Below are 15,909 nucleotides of genomic sequence, written 5' to 3' on the forward strand. Positions count from 1 at the left end.
ATCGTGCAAACCCACGCGCCACCTGCATCGAAGCGATGTGAGATGACGTCTCAACCGCCGATGAGACAAACGTCTCACGCGTCTCGCGTGCTGCATTGCAATGTGATTGATCTGGCGGGATGTGCTACAAGAACAGCCTGACCTCACTGTGTGTCGCTCGACCGGAGCCGACCATGCCCTACGTTTCGCAAAACCAGCACATTGAACGCGTGAGAGGCGCCATTGAAGGACGGCTTCCCGCGCCCGCCGATTCCACGCGCCTCGTATCGTCGTGGCAGCGTTCGTTCGAACAATACCGGCTCGATCCCGGCGCGGTGATCGGCCCACGCGTTCTTACATCGGCTGAATTGCGCGAAGTGCAGGGCAAGGAAGAAGCTTTCCTGCGTGCGTCAGGCCAGTGCCTGACCCGCCTGCACGACATGATTCGCGTCGCCGATTATTGCGTGATGCTCACGGACGCGCACGGCGTGACGATCGACTACCGGATCGAACGCGAACGCCGCAGCGATTTCAAGCATGCGGGACTGTATATCGGTTCATGCTGGTCGGAACGCGAAGAAGGCACATGTGGTGTGGCAAACGTGCTGACCGACCTCGCGCCGATCACTGTGCACAAGACCGATCACTTCCGCGCCGCCTTCACGACCTTGACCTGCAGCGCCGCGCCGATTTTCGCGCCGACCGGCGAAATGATCGGCGTGCTCGACGCTTCCGCCGTGCGCTCGCCGGATAACCGCGACAGTCAGCGGCTCGTGTTTCAACTGGTGCGCCAGAGTGCCGGCCTGATCGAGGACGGCTATTTCCTCAATCAAACCACTCAGCATTGGATTCTGTTCGGCCATTCGAGCCGTAACTTCGTCGAAGCGCAACCCGAGGTGCTGATCGCTTTCGACGAATGCGGCAATCTGGTCGCCGCCAATCGCAAGGCGCGCGAATGCATTCCGGCGTTGAACGGTCCACGCCATATCGACGATATCTTCGACACGGCCCACGTGCGTCTGCACGACGTCGCGCGTACCGATGCGATTGTCTGCTTGCGTCTGCGCGCGACGGGTGCCACTTTGTATGCGCGCATTCGTGCGCCGCTCAAACGCACTTCACGCGCGGCAAACGGCACGTCGGCCGGTGCCGGCCCGCAATCGCACAGCGAGACACAGGACGGTCTGCATCTCGGCGCCTTGGGCCGCTTTCTGAAAAGCTCGGATGCTCGCATCGCACACAACGCGTCGGTGGCGTTGCGCATTATCGGTAAACGGCTGCCGATTCTGATTCTCGGCGAGACCGGCGTCGGCAAGGAAGTCTTCGCTCACGCCGTGCACGATTCCGGCGCGAGGCGGACACGGCCATTTATCGCGGTGAATTGCGGCGCGATTCCCGAATCGCTGATCGAGAGCGAACTGTTCGGCTATGCGCCCGGCGCTTTTACCGGCGCACGCAGCCGCGGCGCTCGCGGCAAGATCGCGCAGGCACATACCGGCACGCTGTTTCTCGACGAAATCGGCGATATGCCGCTCAATCTGCAAACACGGCTGCTGCGCGTGCTGGCGGAAGGCGAAGTCGTGCCGCTCGGTGGCGATGCGCCCGTGCGTGTCGATATCGACGTGATCTGCGCCACGCATCGCGATCTCGCGCAGATGGTGGCCGAAGGATCGTTCCGCGAAGATCTCTACTACCGGCTGAGCGGCGCCAGCTTGCCAATGCCGCCGTTGCGCGAACGCGCGGATATCGGCGACGTGATCGCGGCCGTGTTCGAAGAAGAAGCGCAAATGGCCGGCCACGTTCTCACGCTCGACCCGCGCCTCGCCGAACGCCTCATGGCCTTCGCATGGCCGGGCAACATTCGCCAGTTGCGCAACGTACTGCGTTACGCCTGTGCGATGTGCGATTCCGCGCGCGTGGAATGGCGGCATATTGCGCCCGACGTCATCGCATTGCTGGAGCCCGAAGGCGTGGGCAATCGCGCATTGACTTCGGCATTCGCGCGGCAGGACCCGCGCGACGAACGCACGCGCATCGTCGAAGCGCTGACGCGGCATCAATGGCGGCCCAATGCCGCCGCGCAATCATTGGGGATCTCGCGCGCGACCTTGTACCGGCGTATCGCGAAGTTGGGCATTGTCGGGCCGCACCGCTGCTAGATGTTTTCCCTGGGACTGCGGGCGGCCCCCGTCCTTCGGTACTCCTCCGACACGGCATGCGGTGTGACCTGCCGGCCTTGATTCAAATCAAGCCGGTTATGCGTTTCCGCATGAACATCCCATTACCCGTCGTGTCGGAGCCGCACACGCCATTTCGGCGCGAGACAGGGCGCGGCAGTCGTACCGCGACAGGAAAGACATCCGGCTGCGTAGCGCACTCCACGCTGGCATAGGACTTGCTTGTTGTAACACCCGCACGACCCCGGCAAAACGACCGCGGCTGATCAGGAGGAGACAATGCGCGATGAGGTCTGTCACGCCGTAACGCCAATGGCGCCACGTGAGCCCGGCTGGCTCACACCGTCGATTCAGAAATCCCATGAACGCTCAGAGACCTTCGGCTTGAGCGCTTCAATGCGGCCGGACTATGACGTATTGCCCGCCGCCGAACTCTCGTTGAAGCTGGAACAAAGCCGTGTGCTGTGCGCGCATGCCACGCCGGTGATGGAAACGCTGCATGAGCAGATCGTCAACACGCACAGCATGATCGTGCTGACCGACGCCGAAGGCCTGGTCCTTCATTCGATCGGCGACGATGACTTTCTGCGGCGCGCCGAGAAAGTCGCGCTGCGTCCGGGCGCCAACTGGGCCGAGGACCGGCAAGGCACGAACGCCATCGGCACGGCGCTCGCAGAGCGCTGTCCGACCGCCGTGCATGGCGAGCAGCACTATCTGGCGGCCAATCGCTTTCTGACCTGCTCCAGTGTGCCGATCCTCGATCCGTATGGCGATCTGATCGGCGTGCTCGACGTCACTGGCGACTATCGCAGCTATCACCAGCACACTATGGCGCTGGCGAAAATGTCGGTGCAGATGATCGAAAATCATCTGTTTACCAACACCTTTCGCGAGACCTTGCAAATCGCCTTTCACGGCCGCCCTGAATTTCTCGGCACGCTGATGGAAGGCATCGTCGCGTTCACCTGCGACGGCCGCTTCCTGTCCGCCAATCGCAGCGCGCAATTCCAGTTGGGCATGCCGCTCGCCGGCCTGCGCGCGCATACACTGCCGTCGTTATTCGGGCTCACCAGCGCGCAACTGATCGACCAGTTGCGCGTCAGCGAGGCCCGGCATTTATCGCTGAACCTGCACAGTGGATCGGTGGTCTGCGCGCACGTCGAATTCCGGCGCGCGGCGCGCACCGATGAAAGCTGGCCGTCACAGGAACGCCGCGAACCACGCACGGCACACCGCGTGGAACCGCCGGCGCCGGCCGCGAGTGCGTTGTCGAAGCTCAGCTATCTCGACACGGGCGACCCGCAGATCGCGGCGGTCATCGGCAAAGTCCGCAAGGTGATCGGCAAGGACATTCCGATTCTGATCACCGGCGAGACCGGCACCGGCAAGGAACTGCTGGCGCAGGCGATTCACAATGACTCCCCGCGACGCTGCGGCGCGTTCGTCGCGGTCAATTGCGCGTCGATACCGGAAACGCTGATCGAATCCGAGCTGTTCGGCTACGAGGAAGGCGCGTTCACCGGCGCGCGGCGCAAAGGTGCCAGCGGCAAGCTGCTGCAAGCGAATGGCGGCACGTTATTCCTCGACGAAATCGGCGACATGCCTTATCCGTTGCAGGTACGGCTGCTGCGCGTGCTGCAGGAACGCCTTGTCAATCCGCTTGGCTCATCGAAGTCGATACCGGTGGATATCGCCATCATCTGCGCGACCCACCGCGACCTGCGTGAAATGATTGCCCAGAACCGGTTTCGCGAGGATCTGTACTACCGCCTGAATGGCATGGTGGTGAAACTGCCGCCGCTGCGCGAGCGCACGGATCTGTCCGCCGTCATCCACAAGATGCTGCAATGCGCGTCTTCCGAAAACGCTGAAGGGCAGCGCCTGAGCGTCGCCACGGACGTAATGGCGCTGTTCGAGCAGTGCGCGTGGCCTGGCAACTTCAGGCAGCTCGGCAATCTCCTGCGCACGGCCGCCGCGATGGTCGATGAGGACGGCGAGATTCGCCGCGAGCACTTGCCCGATGACTTCTTCGACGGCTTGCGCACCACCGCCGCGGCGTGCGCGGGCAACGCCGACACGCTGCCGCTGCCGAGCGGGCGTCTCGAAGACGTCGCCGCCAGCGTCATTGCTCAAGCCGTTGCGCAGCATGGCGGCAACGTGTCGGCGGCCGCCCGCGCGCTCGGCATTTCGCGCAACACGATCTATAGAAAGCTGCCGTCACATGGCTTGAGCGACGCCGAAGACGCCGCCTGACTCGCACATGCCACACGTGCTCCAAATTGCAACAGTGCTGTGGCTGAATTGAACAGGTGTTCCGCGCTCCGCGCGAGAGCCGAGCACGAAATTTGGTGGAGCACCTGTTCTTCCCTTTTATATCTTGCCCATTCGTCATGCTAATCATTTAGCTCGACCCGAATGCTTCCACATATGTTTTTATGTACCCGGCACAGACTTTGCGTTAATCCGCTCGACCGCTTGACTCATGCGGTTCCTCAATCAAATGTTCTACTCAAGGAGACAGCCATGCAATGGACCACCCCCGCTTATTCCGACCTGCGTTTCGGTTTTGAAATCACGATGTATATCGCCAATCGCTGAAGCAACGATAAAACGCCGCACGCCTCTCGCTGTAGACGAGTGCGCGTGACGGCGCCTCGCGCACGGACTCGAAGTCACGCCCAGCCGTTTCAGACCACCCGACGCGATCGAAAAGGCCTATCCCGTATGAATGCCCCGCACCACGACTACGACGCCGCTCTTAGGCCATGTCTGCGCGCGATGTTCCGCCTGCAGTGGGAAGACGTTCAGGATGCGTACGTGCTGCTGTATCCCGAAGGCATGGTCAAGCTCAATCCAAGTGCGGGAGAAATTCTCACGCGCTGCGACGGGACACGTGAGCTGGACGACATCATCGGTGAACTGGAAGAGCTGTTCAGCGCGTCCGATCTCGCCGCCGACGTGTACCGTTTCATCGACCATGCGCGGCAACGCGGCTGGCTGGACTGACATGATCGCCCCAAATGACTGAGCTCACCTATCGCTGCGCGTTCTGCTAGAGCCCTCGTCGGCTTCAACCGGTACGGCCCGGCGCTTCCCTTGAATGACTGGGGAATTGCCGGGCCGTCGCGTTTCATCACGGCCAACGAGGTGAAGGAAGACGCCGGGGCTATTGCGGCATGCGCGCGTTGAGCGGCGTGGTGGATGCCTTGGCGTTGTCGTCGGTCAGTTTGGTGCTGCCCGCGCTATAGCCGTTGGAATACAGCAGAAAAGCCATGATGTCCGCATACTCCTGCGGTTTCATCTTGCCCGGGCGGTCGGCCGGCATATTGTTCGCCATGTATCCATATACCCCGCCGATAGTCAGCTTCGCATTGGCTGCCGGCGCGAAAGCCGGTCCGCGCAACGCCGGCGCATTGAGTCCCTGCAGATCGGGACCGTGGCATTTCGCGCACGAACTCGAGTACAGCGTCTTGCCGTGCGCGACCTGCGTGCGGTCAAAGCCTGGCGCGTCGGTAGTTGTGCTCGCATCGACCTTGATGAAGCGACCCGGCTGCGAAGCGCGCCCGGATGTCAATGTCATACGCCGCATCGCACTGCCACGGCCGGGGCCATCGCGATAGGCAAAAGCGGGCGCGGACGAACTGCTGGCCTGAGCCGCTTCCGGGAGAATCCAATGGCGGGACAACGCCGCCAGGCGGCCGTCCGCCGCCATCTTTTCAAGCGCGGCGTCGATTCGCGGTTGCAACGCCGCGCCGTTCTTGCCGAACGCGAACACCAGTTGCCAGTCGGCATACGGCGACGCGGCATTGACGATCCGGAAGTGCCGCTCGCGATGTTTGATCGTATAAGCCACGACCGCCGGATACCAGACGATCGCGCGTTGCGCATGCCCGCTCGCCACCGCGTCGACGGTCAGTTCCGCTGTGTTCTCCAGGTCGAGCCTGACGTTCGGTTGCTGCACGGCAATCAGTTGCGCAGGGCTTGCATAGGTTGCCGCAACCACGTCGTTCTCACCAGAGGGCGTGGACGAATCACGCGTGGTGATGCTGACATAGCCGGAGCGCAGATAGCCGCGCGAGAAAGTCAGTTTGCTGCCGGAGCCATCTGCAACGGTCGAACGCGGAAAGCCGGCGATCACATCGCATTTTCGCGTCAGCGCCGCGTTGAGTTCCTTCAGCGAAACGCCGTCGTCGTCGCCACTGTCGAATCCGCCAGGAGCGAGCGACAGCGCGATCCCGGCCGTGCGAAACGCTTCGCGTGTGACCGCTTCGTCGAGCGCGGTCGAAGGGCTGCCGGGAAACGTGCACACGCGCACATCTGCGCTGGCGAGTCCCGGTGCAAGTGCGCCGGTGGCCAGCAGGACGCCGGCGATAGCGAACCCATTGAGTCGAGTCTTCATGATCCTGTTTCCAGAAGAGGCCGGACCGTCACGACCGGACGGCTGAATCCGCGCGGGCGTAGCCAGCCTGTCGTGACAGCCATGTGGATATCAGCCGTGGTTGAGCGCAAACACGTACAACGTGCCGCCGCGCGGGACCTTCTCCGCCGCCTTCGCCATCGGCCCGCCCCAGATCGGATTCGCGCCGCCGTAGCCCGCGAGAATGGCGACATACTCCTTGCCGTCGACCTCGAACACCGAAGGTTGAGCGACGATCCCGCTTGCCAGCTTCGGGCTCTGCCACAACACCTTGCCGGTTGTTTCATCGAATGCGTACAGGTGGCCGTCGAGCGAGCCGCTAAAGGCAAGACCACCGGCCGTGGTCGCTACGCCACCGTTCCACGGCAGCTTGCTCCAGTGGCTCCAGACTTTCTTGCCCGTGTCGACGTTGATCGCCTGCAACTCGCCATAACCCTTGCTGCCGGGCTCCGGTTTGATTTCGAAACCTTCGCCGAGATACGGCAAGCCTTCCATGTAGTTCACCGATTTGCCCGACAGCGACATGCAGGCGTGCAAAGCCGGAACGACTGCGATGTGCTTGTCCGGGTCGTATGAAATCGACCACCAGTTTTTGCCGCCGAGGAAGCTCGGGCAGGTTTCGATCGTCGTGCCGGCCTTCGGGTATTTCGACGCATCCTGAATCGGCGCGCCATCTGCGGTATAACCCGTCACCGAAGTCGCCGTCACGAACGGCTTCGCATAGATCAGCTTGCCGGTGCCGCGATCGATCGCGTGGAAGAAGCCGTTGCGGTCCGCGTGGATGATGGCGTCGTACTCCTTGTCCTGATACCTGATCGTCGCGAGCACCGGCGTATTCACGCCGTCGTAGTCCCATGTGTCATGTTTCGTGTACTGGTAGTGCCATTTGAGATCGCCGGTTTTCGGATCGAGTGCGAGTAGCGAATCGGAATAGAGGTTGTCGCCCGGTCGCAGATCGGCGAGCCACGGGCCGGGGTTGCCCACGCCCCAGTAAAGGGTCTTCGATGCTGCGTCGTAAGTGCCCGTCAGCCAGGCCGGCGCGCCGCCGTGTTCCTGCATGCCGTTCGGCCACGTGTCTGCGCCCTTCTCGCCGGCCGCGGGCACCGTGAAGCGCTTCCATAGCACATTGCCGTTATCCGGATTCAATGCCGCGATAAAACCGCGCGCGCCGTATTCGCCGCCTGCGCTACCCACCACCAGTGCGCCGTCGAGCGCGAGCGGCGCCAGCGAGAACGCGTAGCCGAGACCCGGCTCGAACATCTGCTTGCGCCAGGCGAGCGCGCCTGTCTGCGCGTCGAGCGCGACGACGTCGCCGCTCAGCATCGCGACGTAGACATTCTTGCCGTACAGCGCCACACCGCGGTTGATCACGTCGCAACATGCCGTCTTGAACGATTCCGCACCGAGCTTCGGTTCGAACTTCCACAACTGCTTGCCGGTCGCCGCATCGAATGCATAGACGTTGTCTTTCGGCGTGGTCACGAAAAGGTAGCGTCCGTTGACGATCGGCGTGGCTTCGAAACCCTGCTGCAGATCCGCCGGAAACTTGTAGCTCCAGACCTGCTTGAGGTTCTTCACGTTCGCGGTGTCGATCTGCTTGAGCGGCGAATGCGCCTGGCCGTTGTACGTGCGGTAGTACGTGAGCCAGCCGGGGTCGCTCTGCGCAGCTGTCAAACGCTCATAGGTGACGGCTGGGTAATCGTCGGCGGCTGCGGCCGATCCGAATACCAGACTGACGGCAACGGCCACGCTCATTGCAAGCGCCGTGGGCCGCGTCGCCGAAGCTAAACGTGCTTTCATTCCTGTCTCCTGTTGAGTTGTCGACGCGCGGCCGTGCGGCGGCGCCTTCGTCTAGTGAACGCAGACTGGCTGCGGGGCCATTCAAGGCAAGTCGCGTGCCATTGGCAGCCACGCGGCCTCGGGACACGATGGCCGACGATCGTGCGATGCAATCACGAGAAAGAGCGGCCCTTGACGCGTGACATCGGTGTTGCACCGTGACGCATTCGAGCGCCCATGTGTTGCTAAAAATGACAGTTGCCCGGCCGACCAGGCAAACGGCGCGCGTATGAACCGCGCACGTCTCCATGCATTTCGCACGCTCGCGTCCAATGGCACGCTTCTCGCTGAATGCTTCGCAGGATGGAGAGTCGCCGCGATGCGCATTCGTCACGTCACGTCACGTCAATGCAGGCTTTCTCCGTCACCACCCGGACAATCATTGGAGGCGTCACACATGAATCACGCGGATATGCAGTTTCTCGATGTCGAATTTCCGTATGCGCGGCAATACGGCAATTTCATAGGTGGCGAGTGGGTTCCTCCAGTACGCGGCGAGTACTTCGACAATGTGTCGCCGATCACCGGCGAACCCTTTACGTCGATTCCCCGTTCAACTGAAGAAGATATCGAACTCGCTCTGGATGCGGCTCACCGCGCCCGCAAAGCCTGGGCCGATACTGCACCTGCTCTGCGCGCGAACGTGTTGAACCGTATTGCGGACCGCATGGAGCAGAACCTCTCGCGTATCGCGTTTTCCGAATCGATCGACAACGGCAAGCCGATCCGCGAAACGCTCGCCGCCGACATTCCACTCGCGATCGACCACTTCCGCTACTTCGCCAGTTGCATTCGCGCACAGGAAGGAACGCTCTCCGAGATCGATCACGACACAGTTGCCTATCACTTTCACGAACCGCTCGGCGTAGTCGGCCAGATCATTCCGTGGAATTTCCCGATCCTGATGGCCGTGTGGAAGCTCGCGCCTGCACTCGCCGCCGGCAACTGCGTGGTGCTCAAGCCTGCCGAGCAAACACCCGCGTCGATTCTCGTGCTGATCGAACTGATTCAGGATTTGCTGCCGCCGGGTGTGCTGAATGTGGTCAATGGTTTCGGTCTCGAAGCCGGCAAACCGCTGGCGTCGAGCAAGCGTATCGCCAAGATCGCGTTTACCGGCGAGACTTCGACCGGCCGCCTGATCATGCAGTACGCGAGCCAGAACATCATTCCCGTGACGCTCGAACTCGGCGGCAAGAGCCCGAACATTTTCTTCGCCGATGTGGTCGATCAGGACGATGGCTACTTCGACAAGGCACTCGAAGGCTTCGCGATGTTTGCGCTGAATCAGGGCGAGGTGTGTACCTGTCCGTCGCGTGTATTGATCGATGAAAAGATTTACGACCGCTTCATGGAACGCGCGTTAAAGCGCGTCGCGGCGATTGCGCAAGGACATCCGCTCGACCCCAGGACGATGATCGGCGCGCAGGCTTCGCAGGAACAACTCGAAAAGATCCTCTCTTATGTGGATCTCGGCAAACAGGAAGGCGCCGAATGCCTGATTGGCGGCGAACGCAATACGCTGGGCGGTGAGTTGAGCAAAGGCTATTACGTGAAGCCGACCGTATTTCGCGGCAACAACAAGATGCGCATCTTCCAGGAAGAGATCTTCGGACCGGTGGTGTCAGTCACGACGTTCAGGACCGAAGAAGAGGCACTCGAAATCGCCAACGATTCGCTCTACGGCCTGGGCGCCGGCGTGTGGACGCGCGACGGTACACGCGCGTATCGCTTCGGCAGGCAGATTCAGGCAGGCCGCGTGTGGACCAATTGCTATCACGCCTATCCGGCGCATGCGGCGTTCGGCGGCTACAAACAGTCGGGCATTGGCCGCGAAACGCACAAGATGATGCTCGACCATTATCAGCAGACCAAGAATCTGCTCGTGAGCTATAGCGAGCAGCCGCTGGGCTTTTTCTGACGCATGACGATCTGGAGCGGTGTGAGGTCCGCTCCAGATCGGTGATCCTTGATTGTCCGTTCGCATATCGAGTCTCACCGTCTCAACAGCCCCCTCATTTCAACAATACTTGAAATATAGAAACGAATGGTTTAATGTTCAGGCATGGACTCAAACCTCGTTGTACGCGCCCTGAGCGCGCTCGCCCACGAGTCGCGCCTTGCGATCTTCCGCCTGCTCGTCGTGGCTGGCCCCGATGGTATGGCTGCCGGTGAAATCGCCCAGAACCTTGGGCTTTCCCCTTCCAGCCTCTCGTTCCACCTGAAGGATCTTTCACATGCAGATCTGGTGAAGCCGCGGCAAGAGGGGCGTTTCATCTTCTACACCGCGAACTTCGACGCCATGACGGGCGTGATCGGCTTCCTCACGGAGAACTGCTGCGCCGGCGCGGCCTGTGCCGCGAGCGATCTTCCGAACTGTTGCGCAGACAAGCCATGAAGCGCATGCACGTCCATGTGTCGTTGGAGAATCTGGGCGAAAGCACCCGGTTCTATCGCGCGATCCGCGAGAAGCGCGCAGAGGAACCAAATGAGCAGCGCTGATACAGCGAACGGCGCCACACCAGCGGCGATCGGGTTTTTCGAGCGTTACCTGACGGTCTGGGTTGCGCTTTGCATCGTCGGCGGCATTCTGGCCGGACAGTTGCTTCCTCACTTCTTCCAGGCGATCGGCCGCATGGAAGTGGCACACGTCAATCTTCCGGTCGGTGTGCTGATCTGGGTGATGATCATCCCGATGCTGGTCAAGATCGACTTTTCGGCGATGACCCAGGTCAGGAGCCAGTGGCGCGGCATCGGCGTCACGCTGTTCGTGAACTGGTTCGTCAAACCGTTCTCGATGGCGTTGCTCGGCTGGATCTTCATCCGCCACGTGTTTGCGCCGTGGCTTCCCGCTGCCCAGCTCGACAGCTACATCGCCGGCCTGATCCTGCTGGCCGCCGCCCCCTGCACGGCAATGGTGTTTGTATGGTCACAACTCTGCAAGGGCGATCCGTATTTCACGCTATCGCAAGTGGCGCTCAACGACTCCATCATGATCGTGGCCTTCGCACCGCTCGTCGCGCTGCTGCTCGGTCTGTCGGCCATCACGGTGCCGTGGGCCACGCTGATCATTTCGGTTGGGCTGTACATCGTCATTCCCGTCATCCTTGCCCAGTTGCTACGTCGGCATCTGCTCGCCAAAGGCGACGCACATTTCCGCCAGACCGTCGCACGGCTGGGTCCGTATTCGATCAGCGCACTGCTCGCGACACTCGTACTGCTGTTTGCTTTTCAGGGCCAGGCGATCGTCGAGGAGCCGCTTGTTATCGCCATGCTCGCGGTGCCAATCCTGATACAGGTGTTTTTCAATTCGGGCCTCGCCTACCTGCTGAATCGCAAGCTCGGCGTCGCGCATTGTGTCGCCGGACCGTCCAGTCTGATCGGTGCCAGTAATTTCTTCGAACTGGCGGTCGCCACGGCAATCAGTCTGTTCGGGTTTCATTCCGGAGCAGCGCTGGCCACGGTGGTCGGCGTGCTGATCGAAGTGCCGGTAATGCTGTTCGTCGTTGGCATTGTCAACCGCTCGCAGCACTGGTACGAAGCCAGACACAACACCAAGGGACAACCGCTATGAGCGTTACGATCTATCACAACCCCGCGTGCGGCACGTCGCGCAACACGCTGGCGATGATCCGCAACGCGGGCATCGAGCCGGAAATCATCGAGTATCTGAATACCCCGCCCGACCGGGAAACACTAATAGGCCTGATCGCTCGCGCCGGCCTGACGGTACGCGCTGTGCTGCGCGAAAAGGGTACGCCTTACGCCGAGCTTGGTCTGAACGATACGTCCTTGAGCGATGATGCGTTGCTCGATGCAATGATGGAACATCCGATCCTCATTAACCGCCCGTTTGTCGTCACGCCGCTTGGCGTCCGCCTGTGCCGGCCTTCCGAGGTCGTGCTCGACATACTCCCTGTAGGGCAGAAAAGTTCATTCAGGAAAGAGGACGGCGAACAGGTAGTCGATAGCGAAGGACGGAGGCTTCCCTGATGACACAGGACATGCCGAACGTCAGCACTGCGCACCTCGATACGCCCGATCTGCGCAAACTCGAACCGCGCGCGGTTTCGCCACACGCGCCGCGCATCCTTCTGCTGTTTGGCTCGTTGCGCGCCACCTCATACAGCCGGCTTCTCACGCTCGAAGCCGAACGCATCCTGCGCCATTTCGGCGCACAAACACGGGTTTTCGATCCGCACGGCCTGCCGCTGGTGGATAGCGTGCCTGCCGACCATCCGAAGGTGGTCGAACTGCGTAAGCTCTCGGAGTGGTCCGAAGGGCAAGTTTGGTGCAGCCCCGAACGTCACGGAACCCTGACGGCGGTATTCAAGAACCAGATCGACTGGCTACCGCTCGAAAGCGGCGGCGTTCGCCCGACGCAAGGCCGCACGCTCGCGGTGATGCAGGTGTGCGGCGGATCGCAATCGTTCAACGCTGTGAACGCGCTGCGCATTCTCGGCCGCTGGATGCGTATGGTGACCATCCCCAATCAGTCTTCGGTGGCGAAGGCGTGGCAGGAGTTCGACGCAAACGGGCGGATGAAACCATCGGCTTATTACGATCGTGTCGTCGACGTGATGGAGGAACTGTACAAGTTCACGCTGCTGGTGCGTGACCGCTCGGACTACCTGACCGATCGCTACAGCGAGCGCAAGGAGACGCACCCGGAGCTGGCGACGACACTGGCGGCCGCCGCCATGAACCAGAACGCGGTGACCGCCAATGCAGACACTGACGACAGCGAAACGGAGTGACGGCCACGGCGGGCGGGTCGAGCTTACTGGCGAGGATCTCGGAGGCTTCGGCGGGTAGGGGTTCGCGTTCGGCCCAAGTCCCCCCTCGACTCGATGCGAGCGCTCCGGCAGATGCCGAACTGGAACGGGCAATAGTTAGCTCAGGCGATGGCCTTCTGCTCCACGGCAGCCTGCTCGCGCATGCGACGGGCTTCGTCGCGCAGGAACTCCTGGTAATCGTCCAGATCGCCGTCGAAGGGCTCGACGCCACCCTTGGTGACGAGCCAGAACTCGTCACAGACCGCGCGCAACAGCGACCGGTCGTGACTGACCAGCAGCACGGTGCCTTCGAATTCATTGAGCGCCATGCCCAGCGCTTCGCGTGTGGCCAGGTCGAGGTGGTTGGTCGGCTCGTCGAGCAGCAGCAGGTTGGGGCGCTGCCACACGATCATGCACAACACGAGCCGCGCCTTTTCGCCGCCGCTCATCGTGCCGACCGCCTGATGAACCATGTCGCCACTGAAACTGAAGGTGCCGAGGAAGGTGCGCAGCGATTGTTCGGTGCCGCTCTGACCGGGGGCACGCATGTGCGCCGGCGTGTCCTTCGCAAGGCGGATCATGTGTTCCAGCGGCGTGTCGAGAGGACGTAGCACGTCGAGTTCCTGCTGCGCGAAGTAGCCGATGTTCAGGCCCTTGCCTTCGCTGATTTCGCCGGTAATCGGCGCCAGCTCGTGCGCCACTGTTTTCACCAAAGTGGACTTGCCCTGGCCGTTGGCGCCGAGAATGCCGATACGCTGCCCGGCCAGCACGGACCGGTTGATGCCGCGCACGATGACCGTCGGCGGCGTGCCCGGCGGTGCGCCGGCCGGCGCCGGGTAGCCGAAGCTCGCGTCCAGCATCGACAGTAGCGGGTTGGGGACGTTGAGCGGCTCCTTGAACTCGAAGGTAAACTCCGCGTCGGCAAGCACCGGCGCGATTTTCTCCATGCGTTCGAGCGCCTTGACCCGGCTCTGCGCCTGTTTCGCCTTCGAGGCCTTGGCCTTGAAACGGTCGATGAATTTCTGCAGGTGGGCGATCTTGTCCGCCTGCCTCGCCATCGCGGCCTGCTGCAACACCAGTTGCTCAGCGCGCATCTCTTCGAACTTGCTGTAGTTGCCGCCGTAACGCACGAGCTTGGCGTTGTCGACGTGCACCGTCACCTGTGTCACCGCGTCGAGGAATTCGCGGTCGTGGCTGATCACGACCAGGGTTCCTTGATAGCGCTTGAGCCACGCTTCCAGCCAGACCAGCGCGTCGAGGTCGAGGTGATTGGTCGGCTCGTCGAGCAACAGCAAGTCGGATGGGCACATGAGCGCGCGCGCCAGCTGCAGTCGCATGCGCCAGCCGCCGGAGAAACTGTTGACCGGCTGGCTAAGCTGCGCGGCACTGAAGCCCAGGCCCAGGATCAGCGCCTGGGCACGGGCCGGGGCATCATGTGCACCGGCGTCGTGCAGGGCCATGTAGGCGTGCGCCATGCGCATGCCGTCGTCGCTGGCCTCAGCGGCGGCTACTTCGGCCTGCGCGGCCAGCAGTACGGTGTCACCCTCGATGACGAAGTCGGTCGCACTCTGCCCGGTCTCCGGCATCTCCTGCGCGACCTGGCCCATCTTCCATGCAGCGGGAATCGAGAACTCGCCGCCGTCTTCGTGCAGCGTGCCGTTCAGAAGGCCGAAGAAGGATGACTTGCCGGCGCCATTGCGGCCGACAAGGCCAATCTTTTCGCCGGGGGTGAAGGTGACGGAGGCGCGGTCGAGTACGACATTGACGCCGCGGCGCAGCGTGACATTACGGATGGAAATCATAAGGGGCTACTTCGGAGAAGATAGGCATGATAGCCGACCGGAGGTACAGGGCCGCTTCTTTTGTGGGCGCGCGGGGGAAGAGCGGCTTTCGCTTTGCGGGGTTCCCGGCCAGGAGCGACCATTCAGCCTCGCGACCCAAATCGTCGACAATCCTGGCAGTCCCAGCCCGCGTCTTGGGATTGCGTTCTGCGCATGGAACCATGAACTCATCGAGTCCAAAGCAGAACCCAGCGGAGAAGATATAGTGGCCCCGATCATTTCCCTCGAAGTTCGCAGAGCACCTTTACGAGTTCGTCTACGCACGTCGATGGGTTACCCATGCCAGGCAAATCTTGCCTCTCCTGCCTCGCCTTGATCCGAGCTGCATTAGTGTAAGCAGTTTCGAGGCGAGTGCGCGTTACTTCGAATATGCCTTTTCGACCTTTTTCGTAGCCAGGTATAAAGCGATCACACAGCAGCCGTAAGACCTCGTCGCGATGTATATTCCGCTCTACCCCCTCAAAATGCAGCACCAACCACAACTCGAAACTCGGGTTAGATGGAATAGCCCTAACCTCTATCGGTTGTTTCAGTTCATTTCGAAGCTTCTTGTCGTGGGCCTTCGCCTTGTTCAGCGCGTCTTCGTATCCAGGATGATCGTCGCGGTCGATGACGCAGAAAACTTTCTCCCATTCACGCGTCTCCTCACACAGATCGAGAGCGAATTCGACTACCTGAAGCGGTGTAGTGCCGTACTCGCTGTGGCAGACCTTAACGTGCGTCGTAGCTAGCTTGTAATACTTTCGAATCTCTTCAAAATAGAGGACCTCGGTTTTCTCGCCTTCTGAGACTATCAGGATCCGGTCGTACGTTTCTCGTTTCGCCTTTTTCCGAGCGAGGTGCTTCGCTTGCCGGATACGAGGATGATTGTCAATCGCCACAGT

General features: G+C 61.4%; 13 protein-coding genes. 9 read left to right on the forward strand and 4 right to left on the reverse strand.

Features of this window, described 5'->3' with window-relative positions:
• The first annotated feature begins 173 nt into the window (after positions 1-173).
• The 4 genes from BXE_RS35300 to pqqD all read left to right on the forward strand — a co-directional run bounded on the left by BXE_RS35300 (position 174) and on the right by pqqD (position 5,162).
• Positions 174-2,138 (forward strand): sigma-54-dependent Fis family transcriptional regulator, encoded by a 1,965-nt coding sequence (locus BXE_RS35300; protein ID WP_011492911.1) that lies wholly within the window; start codon positions 174-176, stop codon positions 2,136-2,138.
• A 297-nt stretch (positions 2,139-2,435) separates the two neighbouring features.
• Positions 2,436-4,409 (forward strand): sigma-54-dependent Fis family transcriptional regulator, encoded by a 1,974-nt coding sequence (locus tag BXE_RS35305; protein WP_011492912.1) that lies wholly within the window; start codon positions 2,436-2,438, stop codon positions 4,407-4,409.
• Positions 4,410-4,679: 270 nt separating this feature from the next.
• Complete coding sequence (gene pqqA / locus BXE_RS44780; RefSeq protein WP_007178434.1) at positions 4,680-4,754, forward strand: pyrroloquinoline quinone precursor peptide PqqA; 75 nt, start codon at positions 4,680-4,682, stop codon at positions 4,752-4,754.
• Positions 4,755-4,880: 126 nt separating this feature from the next.
• The gene (gene pqqD / locus BXE_RS35310; protein WP_011492913.1) at positions 4,881-5,162 is read left to right on the forward strand and encodes a pyrroloquinoline quinone biosynthesis peptide chaperone PqqD; all 282 of its coding nucleotides are present in this window, start codon (positions 4,881-4,883) and stop codon (positions 5,160-5,162) included.
• A gap of 160 nt (positions 5,163-5,322) precedes the next feature.
• On the opposite strand, the gene BXE_RS35315 is transcribed toward pqqD, so the two are convergent.
• Complete coding sequence (locus tag BXE_RS35315) at positions 5,323-6,555, reverse strand: c-type cytochrome (RefSeq protein ID WP_011492914.1); 1,233 nt, start codon at positions 6,553-6,555, stop codon at positions 5,323-5,325.
• A 90-nt stretch (positions 6,556-6,645) separates the two neighbouring features.
• On the reverse strand, positions 6,646-8,373 hold the full coding sequence (locus BXE_RS35320; protein WP_011492915.1) for a methanol/ethanol family PQQ-dependent dehydrogenase: 1,728 nt from the start codon (positions 8,371-8,373) through the stop codon (positions 6,646-6,648).
• 436 nt (positions 8,374-8,809) lie between these two features.
• On the opposite strand from BXE_RS35320, the gene adh reads away from it, so the two are divergent.
• From adh to arsH, 5 genes are all read left to right on the forward strand, one after another.
• Complete coding sequence (adh, locus tag BXE_RS35325; RefSeq protein WP_040124335.1) at positions 8,810-10,330, forward strand: aldehyde dehydrogenase; 1,521 nt, start codon at positions 8,810-8,812, stop codon at positions 10,328-10,330.
• A 144-nt stretch (positions 10,331-10,474) separates the two neighbouring features.
• A complete protein-coding gene (locus BXE_RS35330) occupies positions 10,475-10,807 on the forward strand; it encodes an ArsR/SmtB family transcription factor (RefSeq protein WP_011492917.1) in 333 nt (110 codons plus the stop codon).
• A 90-nt stretch (positions 10,808-10,897) separates the two neighbouring features.
• On the forward strand, positions 10,898-11,983 hold the full coding sequence (arsB, locus tag BXE_RS35335) for an ACR3 family arsenite efflux transporter (RefSeq protein WP_011492918.1): 1,086 nt from the start codon (positions 10,898-10,900) through the stop codon (positions 11,981-11,983).
• The gene (gene arsC / locus BXE_RS35340) at positions 11,980-12,402 is read left to right on the forward strand and encodes an arsenate reductase (glutaredoxin) (RefSeq protein ID WP_011492919.1); all 423 of its coding nucleotides are present in this window, start codon (positions 11,980-11,982) and stop codon (positions 12,400-12,402) included. Before arsB ends, arsC begins: the two co-directional genes overlap by 4 nt.
• The gene (arsH, locus tag BXE_RS35345; RefSeq protein WP_011492920.1) at positions 12,402-13,166 is read left to right on the forward strand and encodes an arsenical resistance protein ArsH; all 765 of its coding nucleotides are present in this window, start codon (positions 12,402-12,404) and stop codon (positions 13,164-13,166) included. The genes arsC and arsH overlap by 1 nt, the downstream gene beginning before the upstream one ends.
• Before the next feature lie 140 nt (positions 13,167-13,306).
• On the opposite strand, the gene BXE_RS35350 is transcribed toward arsH, so the two are convergent.
• The gene (locus BXE_RS35350) at positions 13,307-14,986 is read right to left on the reverse strand and encodes an ABC-F family ATP-binding cassette domain-containing protein (protein WP_011492921.1); all 1,680 of its coding nucleotides are present in this window, start codon (positions 14,984-14,986) and stop codon (positions 13,307-13,309) included.
• Between the two features lie 254 nt (positions 14,987-15,240).
• A complete protein-coding gene (locus BXE_RS35355; RefSeq protein ID WP_011492922.1) occupies positions 15,241-15,906 on the reverse strand; it encodes an RloB family protein in 666 nt (221 codons plus the stop codon).
• Positions 15,907-15,909: the final 3 nt, after the last annotated feature.

This window comes from Paraburkholderia xenovorans LB400 (genome assembly GCF_000013645.1).
GTDB classification, from domain to species: Bacteria; Pseudomonadota; Gammaproteobacteria; order Burkholderiales; family Burkholderiaceae; genus Paraburkholderia; species Paraburkholderia xenovorans.